General features: G+C 73.1%; 18 protein-coding genes. 8 read left to right on the top strand and 10 right to left on the bottom strand.

Features of this window, described 5'->3' with window-relative positions; translation table 11 throughout:
• Nucleotides 1-92: 92 nt before the first annotated feature.
• The 5 genes from mraZ to ACWEVP_RS24215 all read right to left on the bottom strand — a co-directional run bounded on the left by mraZ (nucleotide 93) and on the right by ACWEVP_RS24215 (nucleotide 3119).
• Nucleotides 93-524, bottom strand: a complete 432-nt coding sequence (gene mraZ / locus ACWEVP_RS24195; RefSeq protein WP_086670270.1) for a division/cell wall cluster transcriptional repressor MraZ — start codon at nucleotides 522-524, stop codon at nucleotides 93-95.
• Nucleotides 525-896: 372 nt separating this feature from the next.
• Nucleotides 897-1625 (bottom strand): ESX secretion-associated protein EspG, encoded by a 729-nt coding sequence (locus ACWEVP_RS24200; RefSeq protein WP_452064834.1) that lies wholly within the window; start codon nucleotides 1623-1625, stop codon nucleotides 897-899.
• The gene (locus tag ACWEVP_RS24205) at nucleotides 1622-2179 is read right to left on the bottom strand and encodes a PPE domain-containing protein (RefSeq protein ID WP_452064835.1); all 558 of its coding nucleotides are present in this window, start codon (nucleotides 2177-2179) and stop codon (nucleotides 1622-1624) included. The genes ACWEVP_RS24200 and ACWEVP_RS24205 overlap by 4 nt, the downstream gene beginning before the upstream one ends.
• Nucleotides 2180-2191: 12 nt before the next feature.
• Complete coding sequence (locus ACWEVP_RS24210; protein WP_452064836.1) at nucleotides 2192-2779, bottom strand: DUF3558 domain-containing protein; 588 nt, start codon at nucleotides 2777-2779, stop codon at nucleotides 2192-2194.
• The gene (locus ACWEVP_RS24215; protein WP_452064837.1) at nucleotides 2772-3119 is read right to left on the bottom strand and encodes a hypothetical protein; all 348 of its coding nucleotides are present in this window, start codon (nucleotides 3117-3119) and stop codon (nucleotides 2772-2774) included. Before ACWEVP_RS24215 ends, ACWEVP_RS24210 begins: the two co-directional genes overlap by 8 nt.
• Before the next feature lie 306 nt (nucleotides 3120-3425).
• On the opposite strand from ACWEVP_RS24215, the gene ACWEVP_RS24220 reads away from it, so the two are divergent.
• From ACWEVP_RS24220 to ACWEVP_RS24230, 3 genes are all read left to right on the top strand, one after another.
• Nucleotides 3426-4496: an AAA family ATPase gene (locus tag ACWEVP_RS24220; RefSeq protein WP_364459146.1), complete on the top strand. Its 1071-nt coding sequence runs from the start codon at nucleotides 3426-3428 to the stop codon at nucleotides 4494-4496.
• 28 nt (nucleotides 4497-4524) lie between these two features.
• Nucleotides 4525-5799 (top strand): DUF58 domain-containing protein, encoded by a 1275-nt coding sequence (locus tag ACWEVP_RS24225; protein ID WP_452064838.1) that lies wholly within the window; start codon nucleotides 4525-4527, stop codon nucleotides 5797-5799.
• Between the two features lie 316 nt (nucleotides 5800-6115).
• Nucleotides 6116-8614: a transglutaminase family protein gene (locus ACWEVP_RS24230; protein WP_452064839.1), complete on the top strand. Its 2499-nt coding sequence runs from the start codon at nucleotides 6116-6118 to the stop codon at nucleotides 8612-8614.
• 171 nt (nucleotides 8615-8785) lie between these two features.
• Here the strand turns inward: ACWEVP_RS24230 and ACWEVP_RS24235 are convergent, their stop codons facing one another.
• The 3 genes from ACWEVP_RS24235 to ACWEVP_RS24245 form a co-directional block, all read right to left on the bottom strand.
• A complete protein-coding gene (locus ACWEVP_RS24235) occupies nucleotides 8786-9190 on the bottom strand; it encodes a DUF3040 domain-containing protein (RefSeq protein WP_452064840.1) in 405 nt (134 codons plus the stop codon).
• A gap of 621 nt (nucleotides 9191-9811) precedes the next feature.
• Nucleotides 9812-11026 (bottom strand): DNA polymerase IV, encoded by a 1215-nt coding sequence (gene dinB, locus ACWEVP_RS24240; RefSeq protein ID WP_452064978.1) that lies wholly within the window; start codon nucleotides 11024-11026, stop codon nucleotides 9812-9814.
• 84 nt (nucleotides 11027-11110) lie between these two features.
• The gene (locus tag ACWEVP_RS24245) at nucleotides 11111-11836 is read right to left on the bottom strand and encodes a methyltransferase domain-containing protein (RefSeq protein ID WP_452064841.1); all 726 of its coding nucleotides are present in this window, start codon (nucleotides 11834-11836) and stop codon (nucleotides 11111-11113) included.
• A gap of 106 nt (nucleotides 11837-11942) precedes the next feature.
• Here ACWEVP_RS24245 and ACWEVP_RS24250 point away from each other — a divergent pair, with 106 nt between their 5' ends.
• From ACWEVP_RS24250 to ACWEVP_RS24270, 5 genes are all read left to right on the top strand, one after another.
• Entirely contained in the window at nucleotides 11943-12836 is an 894-nt protein-coding gene (locus ACWEVP_RS24250) for a ParA family protein (protein ID WP_452064842.1), read from the top strand.
• Between the two features lie 3 nt (nucleotides 12837-12839).
• Nucleotides 12840-13721, top strand: a complete 882-nt coding sequence (locus tag ACWEVP_RS24255; RefSeq protein ID WP_452064843.1) for a DNA-formamidopyrimidine glycosylase family protein — start codon at nucleotides 12840-12842, stop codon at nucleotides 13719-13721.
• Between the two features lie 49 nt (nucleotides 13722-13770).
• A complete protein-coding gene (gene add, locus ACWEVP_RS24260; RefSeq protein ID WP_452064844.1) occupies nucleotides 13771-14817 on the top strand; it encodes an adenosine deaminase in 1047 nt (348 codons plus the stop codon).
• A 386-nt stretch (nucleotides 14818-15203) separates the two neighbouring features.
• A complete protein-coding gene (locus tag ACWEVP_RS24265; RefSeq protein ID WP_452064845.1) occupies nucleotides 15204-15764 on the top strand; it encodes a GNAT family N-acetyltransferase in 561 nt (186 codons plus the stop codon).
• Nucleotides 15765-15829: 65 nt separating this feature from the next.
• Nucleotides 15830-16873 carry a quinone-dependent dihydroorotate dehydrogenase gene (locus ACWEVP_RS24270; RefSeq protein ID WP_452064846.1) on the top strand — a complete coding sequence of 348 codons (1044 nt, stop codon included), beginning with the start codon at nucleotides 15830-15832 and terminating at the stop codon, nucleotides 16871-16873.
• Here ACWEVP_RS24270 and ACWEVP_RS24275 read toward each other — a convergent pair.
• Entirely contained in the window at nucleotides 16839-18269 is a 1431-nt protein-coding gene (locus ACWEVP_RS24275) for an allophanate hydrolase-related protein (protein ID WP_452064847.1), read from the bottom strand. The genes ACWEVP_RS24270 and ACWEVP_RS24275 overlap by 35 nt on opposite strands.
• Before the next feature lie 342 nt (nucleotides 18270-18611).
• Nucleotides 18612-19604 carry a phage shock envelope stress response protein PspM gene (pspM, locus tag ACWEVP_RS24280; RefSeq protein WP_452064848.1) on the bottom strand — a complete coding sequence of 331 codons (993 nt, stop codon included), beginning with the start codon at nucleotides 19602-19604 and terminating at the stop codon, nucleotides 18612-18614.
• Nucleotides 19605-19618: the final 14 nt, after the last annotated feature.

The raw sequence follows: 19618 nt of genomic DNA on the forward strand, positions 1-19618 counted from the left end.
GAGGCCTCACGGCATCCGGGTGGGCTTCTCCTCCTCGCGCGGGCGGCGAACCCCTCGTCCCCCGACGACGACGGTGCACCGCGTCCGCGCGTCTAGAAGACGCCCGGCAGTACTTCCTCTCGAGCCTTCGCGTAGCTGTCTTCGTGTTCCTCCAGGTAGCCCTGCCACGCTTGGGCGTCCCAGATCTCCAGCCTGGTGATCGCCCCGATCACCACGCACTCCTTGCTGAGCCCCGCGTAGCGGCGGAGCTCGGGCGCGATGCTGATGCGCCCCTGGCCGTCCGGCCGTTGCTCGTCCGTGCCCGCGAACAGGTAGCGCTGGTAGGCCCGGACGGCCTCGTTGGTGAACGGGGCCTCGGCGACCTTGCGCGCCATCTGCTCGAACTCGGCGCGGGGGAAGACGAAGAGGCAGTGGTCCTGCCCCTTGGTAAGCATCAGCCCACCCGCCAAGGCGTCACGGAACTTCGCGGGCAGCGCGAGCCGCCCCTTGTCGTCCAGCTTCGGGGTGTGGGTGCCGAGGAACACGGCCTCCACCTCCCTACCGCATCCGGCGGCGAACCACCGGCTACGGCTCCGGGGCCTCCCTTCCGCCCCACTGGCCACCACCGTACCCCACTTTTCACCACAGTCAACGCGGGAAACCGGCGGCTCACTCCGTCGTGTGGTCCGTTTGCGCAGGTCAGCAGGGTGGGGGCAGGTGGGGGGTGGCGTGGGGGACGGTGGCCAAGATCCCCCATGCCGGGGGCCGGAGCAACCTCAGCTGTTTCTCATGCGTCCGCATAACGGCCGCGAAAGAACCCGGGGGCAGGGTTGTGGGGTCGAGTGGGGGCCGCGGGTGGGGCTTGGTGGGGGCCTCGGGTGGGGGCCGGTGGGGATACCGGCGGCCCGGCTCGGACGTCAGTCCTCCGGAGTCACCAAGGCCGCGATGCGCGACGTCAACCGCGCGCTGTCGACCGGGCTCACGCTGACCCACTCCGCCCCACCACGCCCCGGCGTCTTGGTCGCGCAGTACGCGCCCACGTCGGTGTCGAACCACGTCAGCCCGCCCACCCGCACGACCCGCCCCGACGCCTCCCGCCGGGACACGCTGAACTGTCCCGCCGCGTAAACCGGCCGTGCCTGGATCGCCAGCACTTCCTGCAGCTGGGCGGACGCCGCCCCCGAAGCGGCCGACGGGTCCGCCAGTGCCGAAGCCGACAGGTTGATGCCGTACCCCGGGCCGGCCGTCAGCTCCGGCAGGACGTCCACGATCGCCGTGCACAGCTCGCCCGGGCCGATCGAATCCAGCGCGATCGTCTGCTCCGGCTGGGTCGCCAGCACGCCACGGCGCCCGCGAACCGCCGTCACCGCGCGGAACGGCGAGAGCGCCGTCATGTCCGCCAGTGCTTCGCACGCCACGTACACCTCGCCGCCGGCGAGGATCTCCAGCCGCGCGGCCAGCGCCGGCTCGATGCGGGACCCGTCGTACAGGCCGCGGCCGGCGAGGTTCTCGTACACCGCCTTCCGCACCTCGGCGCGCTCCTCCTCCGTGCCGCCGACGCTGCGCACCGTCAGCGGCTCCGGCGGGCGGTCGTGGCCCAGGTCGGTCCAGAGGATGTCGAACGCCGACGCGGAAACGCGGATCAAGCCGGCCCCAGCGTCGGCGGCGCCTCGAACGACTGGGCCGGGACGTGGCCGCGCAGGGCCGCGTCGCGGGTGCGGAGCACGTCGATCGCCTTCTGGCGCGCCGCTTCCGCCTCGGCGCGGCGGGCCGCCATCTCGTCGGCCAGCCCGGCCAGGACGAGCACGTTCCCGGACGAGGCGGCGTCCCGGATCATCGCCGCCGGGTCGTAGTCCACCGGCGGCGGCATGTCGGCGCGGGCCCGCGCGGCCGCGTCCGCCTGCGCGCCGACCGCGCTGCCCACCGACGCCGAGACGGCGGCCGAGTGCGAGAGCCACCGCGCAGCCCGGCCCAGCGCCGCCCGCGCCGCGTCCCCCGCCTGCCCGCGCCAGTTCTCCTCCGAGGACGAGACCAGCGCGGCGAGGTCGGCGGTCGACTCGTGCAGCCGTTTCGCCAGCCCGTCCCAGCGCGCGCCCGCCTCGCCCGCGGCGACCGGGTCGTTGTCCCGCTCGACCTCCGCGGCCATGGCCTCGTGGCTGTAGGACTCGTACCGCGCGGTCGGAACGGGGGGTTCGGGCACGGTGCACCTCTCTCAGGGCAGCTTCGGTTCGACCAGCCCGGCCACCGTGCCCGCGCGGCGGCAGGCGAGCGGGGTGTCCGAGAAGCCGGTGTTGCTGACGTCGATCTGGACGCTGGCCGCGTCGCCCACCGCGAGCAGGACGGCGCAGGTGCCGTCGGCGGCCTTCTTGTCCGCCACCTGCAGCGCCGGGTGGGCGCCGACCTTGGTCTTCGTGGCCGTCTTCTTCGCGACCTCGAGGTCGGCCAGCCCGTCGGTGTCGCTGAGGGTCACGGTGACGCCGAAGGTGCCGGGCACGCTCCAGTCGCACGCGCGGGCACCGGCGATGTCCTTGGGCTTGCCGAGGACGCTGATCCCGGCGCTCGACCGGTCCTGCGGGGTGAGCAGCGCGCACGGGTCCATCGCGGCGAGACCGGTCCAGGCCACCGGCGGGGGCGCGGCGGTGGCGGAAGCGGAAGCCGACGTGTGCCCCGCGGTGGCGGGCTCGGCCGCGGGCTGCTGCCCGCAACCGCCGAGCAAGAGGAAGAGGAGGAGGACAGGCGTGAGGCACCGGACCGTCCGCCGCCGGCGCACCCCCGGTTTCTCGCGCACCCGCTCAGCCACCCGTGCAGTCCACTCCGTCCGCGGCCTGCTCGTCGGCGTGCTGGTACTTCGCCAGCGCCTGGCCGATCCGGTGCTTCAGCGTCTCGAGCTCCTTGCCGAACGCGGTCAGCTGCTGGACGGCCGAGCCCTGCCCGCCGATGCCGTACTCGGCCATGAACTTGCCGATCTCCCCCGCGTAGCCGCCGCCGAGCGGCACCGTCCGGCCGAGGACCTTGGCCTCGCGCACCATCTCGCCGACGAGGTCCTGCAGCGCGCCGAGCTTCGCGTAGGCGTCCGTGGCCAGCTCGGGCGCGACCGCGAACCCGCGGACGTCGTACGTTTGCCCCCGCACCTCGCTCATGAGCGGTTACGCCTCTCCGTAGCCGGGCGAACTCGTATCGGAGCATAGAACAGCGCGGGCTGTCAGCGGGAGCGCCCAGAATCGGGTGACAACACACCCGTTCGGGGTATCGTCCCTGCTTGCGCAGTGTCATCAACAGTCGTGCCGGGCGTGCTCGCCGGGGCTTCCCGGGGTTCCGCCCCCAGGTTCGCCCGGGTTTGACACACTGGATGGAAGGCTGGTCGCTGCGCGCGGACAGCAGCGATGGGGGCCGTTCGGCCCGGCGGTGCGCACAGTGCGCGCGGCCATGCGCCACCAGGAGGTCGAGTGACGTCGAGAATCCAGTCTGCGGCGCCCGGATCGGGCGAGCAGGCATCCGGACGGCCGCCTTATCCGGCGGAGTCCACGGGCAACGGCCGGGCGCACGGCCGCCCCGCCAGAGTGTCGCTGGACGAACTGCACGAAACCGCGCGGCGCATCGCCGCCAACGTCGAACGGGTCCTGGTCGGCAAGCCCGACGTCATCCGGATCGCGCTGGTCACACTGCTCGCCGAAGGCCACCTCCTGGTCGAGGACGTGCCCGGCGTCGGGAAGACCTCGCTGGCCAAGGCGCTGGCCCGGTCGATCGACTGCACGGTCAGCCGCATCCAGTTCACCCCGGACCTGCTGCCGAGCGACGTCACCGGCGTCTCCATCTACAACCGCCAGTCCGGCGAGTTCGACTTCCGCCCCGGCCCGGTGTTCGCGAACATCGTGGTGGGCGACGAGATCAACCGCGCTTCGCCGAAGACGCAGTCGGCGCTGCTGGAGTGCATGGAAGAGCACCAGGTCACCGTCGACACCTCGACGTACCGGCTCGAGCAGCCGTTCATGGTGATCGCCACGCAGAACCCGATCGAGATGGAAGGCACCTACGCCCTTCCTGAGGCCCAGCGCGACCGGTTCACCGCGCGCGTCTCCATCGGCTACCCCGACCAGCAGGCCGAGCTGGCCATGGTCGACGAGCACGCCGGCCACAACCCGCTCGAAGAGCTGCAGCCGGTGTCCGACGGCCAGACCGTGCACCGGCTGATCGAGACCGTCCGCGGCGTCCACATCGCCCCGGAGGTCCGCCGGTACGCCGTCGACCTCGTCGCGGCCACCCGCCAGGTCCCGGAGATCCGGCTCGGCGCGTCCCCGCGCGCGACGCTGCACCTCGTCCGCGCGGCGCGGGCGCAGGCGGCGCTGTCCGGGCGCGACTACGTGGTGCCGGACGACCTGCACACGGTCGCGGTGCCGGTGCTCGCGCACCGCCTGGTGCTGACCACCGAGGCCCACGCGGCGCGCCGGTCGGCGACCGACGTCGTGCGGGCGGTGCTGCACCGGGTGCCGGTGCCGCAGGGCTCCCGGCCCCAGTAGACGCACCGGCGAAGGGGAGAACAACGACGTGCTGCGTGCCCTGTCCGGCCTGACCACCCGCGGCCGCTGCCTGCTGGCCGCGGGGCTGGCGGCCGCGGTGTGCTCGTTCGTGCTCAACGAACGCGACCTGCTGCGGGTCGCCGTCTTCGTGGTGGCGCTGCCGCTGCTGGTCGCCGTGTTCATCTCGGCGACCCGGCTGCGCATCGACGCGACCCGCGCGCTGCACCCGCAGCGCGTCGCGGTCGGCGGCGCCGGCGAGGTGCAGCTGGAGCTGTGGCGCAGCGGACGCCTGCCGGCCGGCGAAATCCTGCTGGAAGACGGGGTGCCGTACGCGCTGGGCTCGCGGCCGCGGTTCGTCGTCGAACGGCTCCCGCACGACCGGCGCGTCGCCCTGCGCTACCCGCTGCAGCCCGTGCTGCGCGGGATCCAGCAGGTCGGGCCGCTGCGCGCGACCATCACCGACCCGTTCGGGCTGTGCGAGTTCGAGCGCGAGCTGATCGGGCACTCGCGGCTGGTCGTCGTGCCGCGCGTGGTCCCGCTGTGGGGCCTGCCGAGCGGCGCGGGCATCGGCGTCGGCGACGACGGCACGGTCCGGCTGCACGCCGGCCAGGGCGAGGCCGACGTCATCGTCCGCCAGTACCGCCAAGGCGACGACCTGCGCAAGGTCCACTGGCGCTCGACCGCCCGCCGCGACGAGATCATGGTCCGCGTCGAGGAACGGCCGTGGCGCGGCGGCACGACGGTGCTGCTCGACCACCGCGCGGCCGCCCACCACGGCAGCGGCCCGGCCGCCAGCCTGGAGTGGGCGGTGTCGTTCGCGGCGTCGGCGGCGGTGCACCTGCGCCGGTCCGGGCACCGCGTCCGGCTGGTCAGCGAGCACGGCGTGACGCTCGCCGACACCCCGGGCGAGGGCGGCGACCACTACGACAACGTGGTGCTCGACGCGCTGGCCGCGTTGCAGCCGGCGCACCAGCGGGACATCACGCTGGCCGGCGACCCCGGCGAGGGGCAGGAGCTGATCGCCGTGCTCGGCACGGTCAGCACGGAAGCGGTGCACGAGCTGGCGCAGTTCCGGCCGCGCGGGATCAGGAGCCTCGCGGTCCTGCTCGACACGCCGACGTGGTCGGCGGGGGTGACCGCACCGGAGCAGCGCGCCGCGGCGACCGAGGACTCGGCGGCGTTGCTGCGCGCGGCGGGCTGGGGTGTGGTGATCGCCGGACCGGGATCGCCGATGCCGCAGGTGTGGGCCGAGCTGTGCCGCAGCGGCGCCCGCCGCGGCACGCTGATCGGCGGCCCGCGATGAGCACCGCTGTGGAGCCACGCCCTTGCCACCGCAGCCCGCTCGGCGACCCGCGGTCCGCCGAAGCCACCACCGCCCAGCCCCGCCTGGTGAGGCAACCCCTCGACGCTCGCCACGGCAACCCGCGCTCCACCGAAGCCACCGCCACCCAGCCCCGACCACCTCGCCACCGCAACCCGCGGTCCACCGAAGCCACCACCGCCCACCCCCGACCGCCTCGCCACCGCAACCCGCTCGGCGACCCGCGGTCGGCGATGAGCGCCATCAAGCCGGGGGCCCGCCGCCCAGCCACTCCCTCCTCCCCGATCGGCGGTCCGCGATGAGCACCACCGCACCGCCCCGGCCGTCCGGTTCCGCCGCGACCCCGCCCCGGCGGCCCGCGTCGCAGCACCCCCTCTCCGCCTGGCGCGGCAGCCTGCTCGCGCCCGCCGCCGCCGGGATCGCCACCCTCTGCGCCGCCACCTCCGTGACCAGCGTCGTCTCCGGCCTCGCCTGGTTCGGCTACCTCTTCGTCGCCGTGCTCCTGATCGCCGCCACCGGGCTCGCGCTGCGCTCGCTGCAGGTGCCGACCGTGCTCGTCGGCCTCGGCCAGCTCGTGGTCCTGCTCTTCCTCATCACCGGCGCCTTCACCACGCACGGGATCCTGCAGGTCATCCCCGGCCCCGAAGCGTTCGGCGAGATCGGGAACACGCTTTCGGCCGCCGCCGAGCAGATCCGCGTCGGCCTGCCACCGGTCGAGGGCAGCCAGCCGATCCTCTGCCTCGTCACGATCCTGATCGGCCTGGTCGCCGTCCTGGTCGACACGCTGACCGTCGCCGCCGCGGCGCCCGCCGCCACCGGGCTCGTCCTGCTCTGCGTTTACGCCGTGCCGGCCGCGCTCTCCGAGGAAATGCTGCCGTGGTGGACGTTCCTGCTCGGCGGGGCGGCGTTCGCCGGCCTGCTCGCGGTCGACGGCAACCACCGGCACCGGCGCTGGCGGACCCGCGAAGCGCCCGGGCGCAGCGGCAAGCAGGGCGTGCTGTCCGCACCCGTCGCGGTCGTGGCCGCGGCGATCGTGCTCGGCCTGTTCGGCGGCGCGATCACGTGGGTCGGCACGGTCGGGCGGATCCCGTTCGGCAACGGCGGCGACGGCCCCGGCGCCGGCTCCGGCGGGTTCGGCATCCAGCCGTTCACCGAGCTGCGCGGCATGCTCGACCAGGGCGCCAACCGCGAGCTGTTCAAGGTCCGCGGCCTCGGCACCGACCGGCGGCTGCTGCGCGCGATGACGCTGGACACCTACTACCCCAACAAGGGCTGGGGCCTGCACGACGAAGGCCGTTCGCAGCAGGGCGTCCCGGTCGGTCCGCAACTGCCGCCCGCGCCGGGCGACGACGGCACCGGAGCCGCGCGCCGCATCGACGTCGAACCGGCGAGCTGGCGCGACAACTGGCTGCCGGTGTACGGCGCGCCGCGGGTGATCGACGGCGCCGCCAACGGCTACCTCTACGACCAGGTCAGCGGCACGGTCTTCACCACGCGCAGCGAAGCTCCGCCGGCCTACACCGAGTACGCGTCGCTGAAGGAGCCCACGGCACCGGAACTGCGCGCGACGCCACGCGTCGACGACCTGCCGCCGCGGTACACGCAGCTCGACCGCGTCGACGAGCGCGTCCGCGCGAAGACCGAGCAGCTCATCGCCGGCGAGTCCAACGACTTCGACCGGGCGTCGGCGATCTGGCGGTACTTCACGGCGCAGAACGGGTTCGTGTACGACACGAAGACCGCGCCGGCGAACGACGCCGACGCGCTGGCCGACTTCATCCTCAACGGCAAGCGCGGCTTCTGCGAGCAGTTCGCCTCGGCGATGGCCGTGATGCTGCGGGTGGCGGGCATCCCGTCTCGGGTGGCCATCGGGTTCACCCCGGGCGTGCAGGTCAACGACTACCTGTCGATCACCACCCAGGACGCGCACGCGTGGGTCGAGGCGTACTTCGGCGGCAAGGGCTGGGTGACGTTCGACCCGACGCCGCTGTCCGACGGCCGCGGCATCACCCCGTCGTACCTGCAGGCCGGTACCCAGGACGGCAACCAGCCCGACGACACGCAGGTGGCGCCGAGCACGGTCCAGTCGAGCGCGGCGCCGACCGGGGCGCCCCGCGACACCGAGCAGAACCAGCAGGCGCAGGGCCCGCAGACCACCGACGAGGGCACGCCGGCCTTCGTGTGGGTGCTCGTGGGAGTGCTGGTGGCGCTCGCGGTGCTGGCGACGGTGCTGGTGGTCGTCGGCGGGCGCCGCAGAAGGCCGGACCGCGAACCCGCGGCGACCGGGCTCGGCGCGGTGCTCAAGAACTGGCTGCCACTGATCGCGGCCGCGTTGTGGGTGGCGGTGCTGGGCGTGCTGACCTGGCTCGTGGCCTGGTGGTTCAGCCTGATCGTGGTGCTGCTGCTGGCGGGCCTGCTGGGCCCGTCGGCGGCGCGCGACGTCGGACGGCGCCGCCGGCTGCAGGAGATCGTGGCGCAGCGCCCGGGCGCGGCGGACGCGGCGTGGTCCGAGCTGCGGGCCGAGTGCGCGGACCGCGGGCTGCCGATCCCGCCGAGCGACACGGTCCGCGTGGCGGGCCAGAAGCTGGCGGCGAAGCACCACCTGGACGACGAGGGCCGCGACGGTCTCCGCACGGTGATCGGCGTGGTCGAGAAGTCCTGGTACGGCGAAGACGGTCACCCGGACCCGACGCTGCCCTCGGCGTTCGATCACCTGAGGCGGAGCCTGCACCGGAACGCGCCGCTGTCCTGGAAGGGCCGGCTGTTCCCGAGGTCCCTGTTCCGCAGCCGGGACTGAGGCCGGCCGCCCGTCCCGGTGTCGTGAACGACTCATTCACGACGTCTGGGCTGGGGCCGGGGTCACCCGGTCGGGCGTCACCCGCTGTCACCGCGGGTGGGGCTCGTCACTTGAGCACACAAGAAGATCCGCGTCCCGCACCCGGGACGCGGATCTTGTGGTCTTGCGGCGCTACTGCTCCTCGAAGCGCTGGCGGAAGCGCTCTTCCATCCGCTGGGTGAACGAGCTCCGGCGGCCCGATTGCTTGGCCCCGCGAGATCCCGATCCACCGCCCTTGCCGTCCCCGTCGGCGCCGTGCCGAATCGATGTGACGGCCATCATGACCCCGAAGAACATCACGAGGAACCCGAGCACGCTGATCAGCGGGATGTCGGCCACCCGGAACTGCGGCACCACCACGCCCAGCACCAGCAGGGCCACGCCCACTACGAACAGGGCGATGCCCTGGATACGCCGTCGGCGAGCGGGGCGACGCAACCGGGTGCCACGCACCGTGGATGCGAACTTGGGGTCCTCGGCATAGAGCTCGCGCTCGATTTGATCGAGCAGCCGCTGCTCATGCTCGGAGAGTGGCATCTTTCCTCCTCCGGCACAGCTGTCGCGGGCGCCGGGCCGCGCAACGTCCTGGACCCAACAGCCAACCCCAGGCGGGGTGGCACTGTCCAGGATACGAGGCCCGCGCCCGGACGACTACCCGATCCCGCATCCAGAAGGGATCGAATTGGGCTAAATCCTTCCGGATCGGGGTTGCGGACGGTCACCGTCGCGGGTTGTGACCGGTTGACGAGGTCAGCGGCAATGTGGGGGACGGCTGCCGGGGGCGAAGATCACCCGCTGTGCGCGGCTGAGGACGAGCCTCGGTGAGGGGCGGCGCGGGAGCGGAAGGGGCGGGGTTCCGGCTCGCGTGTCTGGCTCGAGTGGGAGGGCGCGGGGTTTGTCGCCGGCCCGGCCGGCCAAGGGAATCCGGGCCTCGGCGCAGCAAAGCGCCAACCAGCCGCAGGACCGCCCGGCCAAGAGAATCGGGCCCTCGGCGCAGCAAAGCGCCAGCCTGCCCCGGCCAGGCCAGCCCAAGCCAATCCAGGCCTCGCCCCAGCAAAGCACAAGCCAGCCGCAGGACCGGCCAGCCAAGAGAACCCGCGGGCCCGGCCTCCCGGCCACACATCCCTGCCCCGAGGAAATCCCCTCGATCGAAAACCCTCACCCCTCCCGCGGCCCGAGCAGCGAAGCCGGCCGCACGGCCGCCGACCCGAACTTCGACCTCGCCACGTCCGCCGCCACCTCCGCGTCCCGCCAGCGCGGTGCCGGGGACTCGAACACCAGCTGCTCCCCCGCCTCCCCCGTGTCCAGCCCCTCCACGCGCACCCCGATCAGGCGGACCGCTCCCGTCGGGGCGTGCTCCGTGAGCAACGACACCGCCACCGCGTGGATCTCGCGCGCCACGTCCGTTGCCGACACCAGCGTGCGGGCTCGCGTGATCGTGCGGAAGTCCGCGAACCGCACCTTGATCGAGACCGTCCGCCCGCGCACCCCGCGCGCCCGCAACGTCGCCGCCACGCGGGAAGACAGGCGGAGCAGTTCCACGCCCAGCTCCGCGCGGGAATGGCGGTCGACGTCGAACGTGTGCTCCGCGCCGATCGACTTCTCCGGGGAGTCGACCACCACCGCGCGCTCGTCGACGCCGTGCGCGAGCCGGTGCAGGTGCTCGCCCACCGCCACCCCCAGCGACTTCTTCAGCCGCTGCGGCGGGAACGCCGCCACGTCGGCGATCGTCGCCAGCCCCAGCCTGCGCAGGCTTTCCTCCGTGCGCGCGCCCACGCCCCACAGCGCCGACACCGGCAGCGGGTGCAGGAACGCCAGCGTCTCCGCCGCCGGCACCACGACCATGCCGTCCGGCTTCGCCATCCCCGACGCCAGCTTCGCCACGAACTTGACCTTCGCCACGCCGACCGAGCACGTGATCCCGTGCTCCGCCGCTACCCGGGAACGGATCTCCGCGCCCAGCGACGCCGGCGTCGCGCCCAGGCGCCGCAACGCCCCGCTGACGTCCAGGAACGCCTCGTCCAGGCTCAACGGCTCGACCAGCGGCGTCAGCTCGCGGAAGATCCCCATCACCCCGCGGGAGACCTCGCTGTAGAGCCCGCCGGTCGGCGGGATGTTGATCAGGTGCGGGCACAGCCGCTTCGCCGTCGAGAACGGCATCGCCGAGCGCACGCCGAACTTTCGCGCCGGGTAGTTGGCCGCCGCCACGACCGCGCGCGGCCCGCCGCCGGACACGACGACCGGCCGGTCCGCCAGCTCGGGCCGGGTCCGCAGCTCGACCGACACGAAGAACGCGTCCATGTCGACGTGCAGCATTCCGCACCCGGTGTCGTCCGGCGGCGGTTCTCCCGGCCGGACCCGGAACCGGGCCATCCCGCCCGGCAGCTCAGCATTTCGCCCCACCCCGAGGACGCTACCGGCCACCACCGACAGTTTCGGAGCGAGCGCCGGAAGGGGTCAGGCGGGCCGCGCGACGGCGTGCAGCCGGGCCGCGATGTCCCGCAGCGCCGGCGACCCCGCCGCCACCCGCTCGAACTCCGCCAGCTCGTCGTCGCGGACGTCGCCGCCCACCAGGTCGGCGATCACCCGGTCGCCCTGCAGCAGCGTGACCTCCAGGCCCGCGGCCTCGAGGTCGGCGTGCAGGCCGACCGCGGAGTACCGGCGCAGGACCGTGTCGCCCGGGACGACGCCGCCGGCGCTCTCGAGCAGCTGCTTCGCCTCCGCCACGCGGCCCGCCAGCGCGCGGTTCAGGACCGCCGCGTGCCGGTTCGCGACCAGCACCGACACCGCGCCACCCGGAGCGACCGCCGTGGCCAGCGCGGTGAGCACCGCGGCCGGGTCGTCGACGATCTCCAGCAGCCCATGCGCCAGCACCAGGTCGGCCGAGCCGGCCTCGACGTGGCGGCCCAGCGCGTCGGAGTCGTCCGCGACGACCGTGATCAGCTCGGAGACACCCTCCTCCTCGGCGCGCCGCTGCAGCGTCGCGAGGGCGTTCGGGCTCGGCTCGACGACGGTCACCCGGCAGCCCGCCGCCGCGAACGGCACCGCCCAGCCGCCGCTGCCGCCGCCCACGTCGACGACGCGGGGCTGCTCGGCGCCCCGGGCGCGGGCCGCCTGGATCTCGGCCTCGAGCACCCGGCGGACGGCGCCCGCACCCCGGGCCGCCACGGTCTCCGTCTTCATGCCGCACAGGGTAGTGCCCGCTCCGGGCGGGCTCCCGAGCTCCTCCCTTCGAGTGAACGGCCCTTGCCCGGCGGCGCCCCTCGCGCACACCCGTAGGCTGGTGAACGTGCACACGGTCGCCGTACTCAGCCTCAAGGGAGGCGTCGGCAAGACGACGGTCGCTCTCGGTATCGCGTCCGCCGCCCTGCGTAGGGGCACGCGGACGCTGGTCGTGGACCTCGACCCGCAGGGCAACGCCACGACCTCGCTCGACCCGCCGTACACCGACGCGACCCTCGCCGACGTGCTCGAAACCCCCACCCGGGAGATGCTCGAACGCGCGATCGCGCCGAGCGTCTGGAGCGAGGACGTCGACGTCCTGGTCGGCGCCGAAGAGCTCGAGCTGCTCAACGACCCCGACGCCGACCCCGAGCGCCTCGCGAACTTCTCCCGCGCGCTCGACGAGCTGCACCGCGAGCCGCTGCGCGAAACGCCGTACGAGCTGGTGATCCTCGACTGCCCGCCGTCGCTGGGCCGGCTGACGAAGTCCGCGCTGGTCGGCGCGGACAGCGCGCTGATCGTCACCGAGCCGACGATGTACGCCGTCGCCGGCGCGCACCGGGCCCTCGAAGCGATCGAGAAGATCCGCAAGGAGCTCAACCCGGACCTGCGCCCGATCGGCGTGCTCGTCAACAAGCTGCGCGTGCGGTCCTACGAGCACCAGTTCCGGATCGCCGAGCTGCGCGAGAACTTCGGCTCGCTGGTGATGCCGACGGCGATCACCGACCGGCTCGCCGTGCAGCAGGCCCAGGGCGCGTGCAGCCCGATCCACGAGTGGCACTCGCCCGGCGCGCAGGAGATCGCGCTGACGTTCAACATGGTGCTCGCGAAGATCCTGCGGTCCAACCGCGCGGGGCGCCACCGCATCGCCGGCGAGGAGCCCGAGGGCCCGGACTGGCCCGAAGGCCCGGCGCCGGAGACCCCGGAGGCGCCCGCCGAGGTGTCCGAATCCGCGGGGTGAGCCGTGCCCGAGGGTGACACCGTCTACCTCGTCGGAAAGCGCTTCGACAAGGCGCTGGCGGGCAAAACGCTGCTGCGCGGCGAGTTCCGCGTGCCGCAACTGGCCACGGTGGACCTCGCCGGGCGCGCGGTGCTCGGGGTCGGGACGGTCGGCAAGCACCTGTTCACCCGCTTCTCCGGCGACCTGACGCTGCACTCGCACCTGATGATGGACGGGATGTGGGACGTCTACCCGGCCGGCGCGAAGTGGCGCCGGCCCGGCCACCACGCCCGCGTGATCCTCACCGCGGCCGACACGCAGGTGATCGGCTTCCGCGTGCACGACCTCAAGCTCGTGGCCACGCCGAAGGAAACCGACCTCGTCGCCCACCTCGGCCCGGACCTGCTCGATCCACAGTGGACCGAAGCGCACGCGGACCGCGCGATCGCGAACCTGGCGGACAAGCCCGAGCGCGAGCTCGGCCTCGCACTGCTCGACCAGCGCGTCATGGCCGGGGTCGGCAACCTCTACAAGTGCGAGATCGCCTTCCTGCTCGGCGTCACGCCGTGGACCCCGGTGTCCGAAGTGGACGCCGGCCGCACGGTCGCGCTCGCCCGGAAGCTGCTGCTGGCCAATGCCCTCTCCGGCCGCTTCGACCAGAGCACCACCGGCCATCTCGACCGCAACCGCAAGAACTGGGTCTACGAGCGCACCCGCCAGGGCTGCTTCCGCTGCGGCGGCAAGCTCCTGGTGCGCACGCAGGGCCACGACGTCCAGCGGCGGCCGACGTGGTTCTGCCCGAAGGACCAGCACGGGCCGTACCCGCCGCAGTATGCTGACGCGGTGACGACGTTCAAGCTCCCGCTCTACGGGGCCGACACCGAACGCGGCGACCTCGCTCCCTGAGCCGCCCGCGCCACCCGTCACCCTTCCGAACACCCCAGGGAGCTCAGTCATGCCCGGAATCCCGGCCGGGCAGGCCCTGCGCGCCTTCGCGCACGCCCTGCCCAAGGTCGAACTGCACGTCCACCTCGTCGGCTCGGCGAGCCTGTCGACCGTGCTCGAACTGGCCCGGCGGCGCCCGTCCGCCGGCGTCCCCACCGGCGAACGCGAGCTCGCGGAGTTCTTCACCTTCCGCGACTTCGACCACTTCCTCACCGGCTACCTCGCGGTCACCTCGCTCGTGCGCGACCGCCACGACATCCACACGCTGGTGACCGGCCTGGCCGCGGAGCTGGCCGCGCAGAACTGCCGCTACGCCGAAGTCACCGTGACGCCGTACAACCACCTGCTCGACGGCGTGCCCGGCGACGAACTCCTGACCGGCCTGGAAACCGGCCGCGCCCGCGCGGCCGAACTGGGCGTGGAACTGGCGTGGTGTTTCGACATTCCCGGCGAAAAGGGCGTCGCGGCCGGGCGCGAGACGCTCGTGTTCGCGTTGCGCGAACGTCCCGAAGGCCTGGTGTCGTTCGGCTTGGGCGGCCCGGAGCTCGGCGTCGGGCGCGCGCTGTTCGAGCCGTTCTTCACGCGGGCCAGGGAAGCCGGGCTGCACAGCGTCCCGCACGCCGGCGAAACCACCGGCCCGGCCACGATCTGGTCGGCGCTGCACGACCTCGGCGCCGAGCGGATCGGCCACGGCACCAGCTGCACCGCCGACCCGGCACTGCTGGAACACCTTGCGGCGCAACGGATCCCGCTCGAAGTGTGCCCGACGTCGAACGTGCGCACCGGGCAGGTGCCCACCATCGCCGCGCACCCCGTGCGGCGGATGCTCGACCACGGCGTCGTCGTCACGCTCAACACCGACGACCCGCCGATGTTCGGCACCACGCTGACCGGCGAATACGTCGCCGTCGCCGAGGCGCTCGGGCTGACCGCGGCCGAACTGGCGCGGCTGGCGGAGAACGCCGTCGACGCGTCCTTCCTCGACGAGCGGCGGAAAGCCGTCCTGCGGACCGAAATCACAGAAATGACGTTGCCGGACACCGGGATCTTCGCCTAGCGTGGCAGTACACGAGAAAGGAGGTGGTCCTAAGTTGTATTCCAACAGGACTCGTGAGGTGGCTGTCCGCTAGCGGATGGCACGTGGAGGACTTTGAGCAGCGATACAACTGAGCCACCTTCGGCTCATCGCCTGCTTCACGTGGTGCCTGATAGCGAATACCAGGCAGTCACCGTGCCCCCGGGGTTCCCGAGCACCAGTCCGGCTCGGGCTCAGGCGTTTGACGGCGTCCGAGAGGCACCCCGGGGGTTCCTTCATGCGCTCATTTGTGCAGGTCAGGCCGCCGAGCGGCGGCGAACGACCGTCCGGCGATCCGACCGCGGGATTCGACGAACCCGTTGCGCTGTTCCGTCCCGCTGACGACTGTCACTCGTTAGCCTGGAGCCATGCTCAGGCCCGACTACCCGATCACCACGGAACGCCTGCTCCTGCGCCCGTTCACGCCCGACGACCTCGACGCGCTGAACTCCTTCCAGTCCCGCGCCGACGTCGCCCGCTACCTCTACTGGGGCCCGCGCAGCCGCGCGGAATCGGCCGCTGCGCTCGCGAAACGGGTGCACAGCTCGACGTTGACGAAGGAAGGGCAGTTCCTGGCCGTCGCGGTGGAGCTGGCTTCGACCGGGCAGCTGATCGGCGACCTGAACCTCGAGTGGCTCAGCAGCGAGCACCGGCAGGGCGAGATCGGGTTCGTCTTCCACCCGGACCACCACGGCAAGGGCCTGGCCGCCGAGGCGGCGACCGAGCTGCTGCGGCTCGGCTTCGAGGACCTGGGGCTGCACCGCATCATCGGCCGGTGCGACGGCCGCAACGAAGCCTCCGCCGCGCTGATGGAACGCCTCGGGATGCGCCGGGAAGCGCACCTGAGGGAGAACGAGATCGTCAAGGGCGAGTGGACCGACGAGCTCGTCTACGCGATGCTCGAAGACGAGTGGAAGGACCGCGACTAGTGGTCGCTTTCACGCCGAGGTGACGCTCCGGTAGCGGTATCCGGGCGGTTTGGCAGCATGGGGGCGTGTTCTTCGACAAGATCGTCCGCCCGGCGCTGTACCGGCTGTCCTACCACGATCCCGAACTGGTGCACGAGCGCACGGTCCGCGTCCTGGCCGGGCTCGGGAAGGTCGCGCCCGCCCTCGGGGGTGCCCTCCGCGTCGACGATCCGGTCACCGTGCTGGGCCTTCGCTTCCCCAACCGCGTCGGCCTGGCCGCCGGGATGGACAAGAACGGGCGCGCGCTGCCCGCGTGGGCCGCGCTCGGCTTCGGGTTCGTCGAGGTCGGCACCGTGACCCGGCTGGCGCAGCCGGGCAACCCGAAGCCGCGGCTGTTCAGCCTCCCCGCCAGTGACGCCGTCATCAACCGCATGGGCTTCAACAACGACGGCGCCGAGGCGCTCGCCGCCAGGCTCGCCCGCGACGGGAAACCCGGCGTGCCGCTCGGGATCAGCATCGGCAAGTCGAAGGTGACGCCCCTCGACGAGGCCGTCGAGGACTACCGCTTCTCGCTGCGTGCGCTCCACCCGTACGCCGACTACTTCGCGATCAACGTCAGCTCCCCGAACACGCCGGGACTGCGGCAGCTGCAGGACCGCGCCGCGCTCGCCGAGCTGCTCGGCGAGCTGCGCACGACGTCCGCGGAACTCGCCGGCGGCGCCGCCCCCACGCCGGTGCTGGTGAAGGTCGCGCCGGACCTGACCGACGACGCCCTCGCCGAGCTGCTGGAGGTCGCGCTCGAGCACGGCGTCGCCGGGATCATCGCCACCAACACCACGCTGTCGCGCGACGGCATCGCGCCGTCGGAGAGCAGCCTGGCCGGACAGGCGGGAGGACTGTCCGGCCGGCCGCTGACCGCCCGCGCGGCGCAGGTCGTGCGGTTCGTGCACGACCACACCGGCGGGAGCCTGCCGATCATCGGCGTCGGCGGGATCATGGGACCCGGCGACGCCGTCCGGCTGGTGGACGCCGGAGCGTCGCTCGTGCAGCTCTACACCGGTTTCGCGCTGCACGGCCCTGGCCTGGTGCGCCGGGTCAGCCGGGGTCTCGCAGCCCGGCCGTCGAGGTGAACCGGACGTACCCGCGCCAGGACTCGTAGCGGTCCAGACCGGGCCCCTCGGCCGCCAGGCACCGGACGGCCAGCGGCGCGCTGCCGTCGTCCAGCACGACGCGGTCGAGCACGAACGGCTCCTTCAGCGTGGCGGCGAACCGCTCGAACGCCGCCGGGGAGAGGCGCCAGCGTTCCCCGTCGAGGGTGGTGGCGCCTTCGAGGACACCCGGCTGCGGCGGTTCGGTGTCCAGCAGCACCATCCGGTAGCCCTCGGTGGTCCGGACCGGTCCGGTGAACCGGGCGCCGAGCGCGGTGAGGTCGGCGTTGAGCGGCTGGCCCCGCAGGTGCGCGCCGAACACGACGACGTCCTCGCCCGGCTCCGGGTAGGGCGTCATGGGCTCGTCGGTGCAGACGGTCGCGAGGTCCAGACCGATCTGGTCCTCGAACGCCCGCGTCAGGAACGTGACGCCGAAGGGGCGTTTGTCCCCCGGCAGCACCGGAACGGTGACCGCCGCCAGGTCGAGGAGGTTGGCGAACGCGGTGCAGGAAGCCAGCCGGTGCTGCACGGCCGCCGGGTCGGCCAGGGCTTCGACCAGGTCCGGGTGGTCGGGCACGGTGGGCAGCAGGAGCGCGTCCTCGAAGTCCCGCTCGCCGAGCACGACCGGTTCCAGGACGGCGCCGGCCGCCGTCAGCCGCTTCACGACGCCGTCGAAGGCCATCGCCGCGGCGGCGCTCAGGGGCAGGTTCTTCGGGTAGGCGATGCGCGGGTGCTCGCCGGCGCCGAGGCGGACGTCGGCGGGCCAGGTGCGGGTCGGGGAGACGCCGTCCGGGCCCGTCATCAGGGCGAGCGCGCGGCGAGCGGCGACCAGGCCCGTCGCGTACACCGAGACGGCGTCGGACGAGCGGACGCCGGTCATCGGCAGCAGGCCGCGGGTCGGCTTCAGCGCGACGACGGCGTTCAACGCGGCCGGGACCGCGCCCGCCGTGCTCAGGGCGAGGTCGACGATCCCGAGCGCGACGGCCACCGCCGCGCCGCGGCCGCCGGTCTTGGTGCGGTCCCAGGCCGAGGCCACGGTGCCCGCGCCGGTCTTGCCGAGCACGACGGCGCCGGCCGCGGTGAGCCGCGAGACGACCGTGGCGCTCGTTTCGGGGACCGAGCGGCCGGAGGGCTGCCCGGCGACGTCGATCAGCTCCGGCACGGCGAAGACGGTGCCCGCGAGCGGCAGGTCCTCCCCCGCCTTGACGCGCTCGTCGACGGCCTTGGCGTCGACGAGGACGTCTTCGACGGCGCGCAGGGTGGACCAGAGATCGGGGCGGTCGGCTTCGGTGATGCGCTCGAAGGCCGCGATGACGCGCTGGGAGGCGGTGGGCGGGGTGGTGGGGACGGGGTCCGGATCCGGCGGGAGCGTGTTCACGGGGCGTCCTTTCCTCGGCGGTCGAGAAAGTCCACTGTGTACGGTCGGCGCCGCCGAACTTCAGCCCACGGCGGTCCTTCCGGCTAGTGACACCTCTACCTGCATAGCGGAAACGTTAGCTGGCTTACGTTTCCGTCGCGATCAGTTTCCGATTACGCGAGTGTTTCGGAGCCAGGAGGTGAACAGGGCGCGACGCCCGCGTGAAACGCACGATCACGCACGCCGGGTGACGAAGCCCGGATCGGGCCGGTCGGCGGCACCCGAACGGCCGAGTTTGAAATCCGGGCGGCGCAACGAAGGCCCGATTCGCGTGATCGGGCGGCGTTTCGAGGGTTCAGCGGGTCAGGAAAGCTCGCGCAGCGCCATCGCGAGGCCGGCCAAGCGGTCGGTGGCGTCGGTGAGGGCCTGTTTGGACGTGCCGAGGCCGTCGCTCGAGGCGGCGACCGTGTGGCCGGCCGCGGCGACCAGGCCGCGGTAGCCCTCGAGGCCGTCGTCGAGCTGTTCGCGGAGCTTGCCGACGGCCGCGTCCAGAGCCGCCTGTTCGCGGGCCGGCGCGGAGTTGCGGCCGCGTTCGATCGCCTGGATCCGGCCGGCGAGACCGCGCAGGGCGGCCGCGGCTTCGGTCGCGGTCTGCCGGGCATCCGCGACGGACACTTCGGACACCGGTGTCGTGCCCACCGAGGACGGTACCGAGAGCTGGCGCAGCAGTTCGGCCAGCGACGCTTCGCACTCCGCCAGCCGTTCCATCGGCTCGCGCGCGGCGGAGCCGGCGGGCGGCAGCGGCGGCGGACCCGCCGGCGCGGACGGCAGCGGGGTGTTCTTGAGTTCGCGGAGCTTGAGTCCGCTTCGGACGCCGAACGTGCCGAAGACGACGGCGCCGGCGAACGCCGTGATCGCCTGCGGCATCATCGCGGCGCCGGTGGCGCTCATCCAGCCCATGCCGGCCGCCACGGTGAGGACACCGCACAGGATCGTCAGCATGATCCACAGGGTCATCGCCCGCGACGCCCGGCGCTTGCGGCGCTCCAGCTTCGCGGCCGGGTGGTTCCAGCGGTCCCACTTCGCGCGGGCCTCGGCGAAGGCGGGCACCTGGTTCGCCATCGTCGAGAACGTCGCCGCCACGTCGGGCCGGCGCACCGGCGGCCGCTGCAGCGGGTTCGGCCGGGGCCGCTGGGGCGCGGGCTTCCCGCCGGCCTGATCGGCCGGCGGGAAGTACCTCTGCACCTTCTGGAGCTTCTCCTGGGCGCGCACGGCGTAGTCGGGCAGCTTCTCGATGTGCTTCTCCAGCTTCGCACCGAACTCGCTGAAGTCGCGTCGCCTGCCCTGCTGCCCCATGCTCGCCCCCTTCG

The organism is Amycolatopsis sp. NPDC003865 (genome assembly GCF_053605345.1).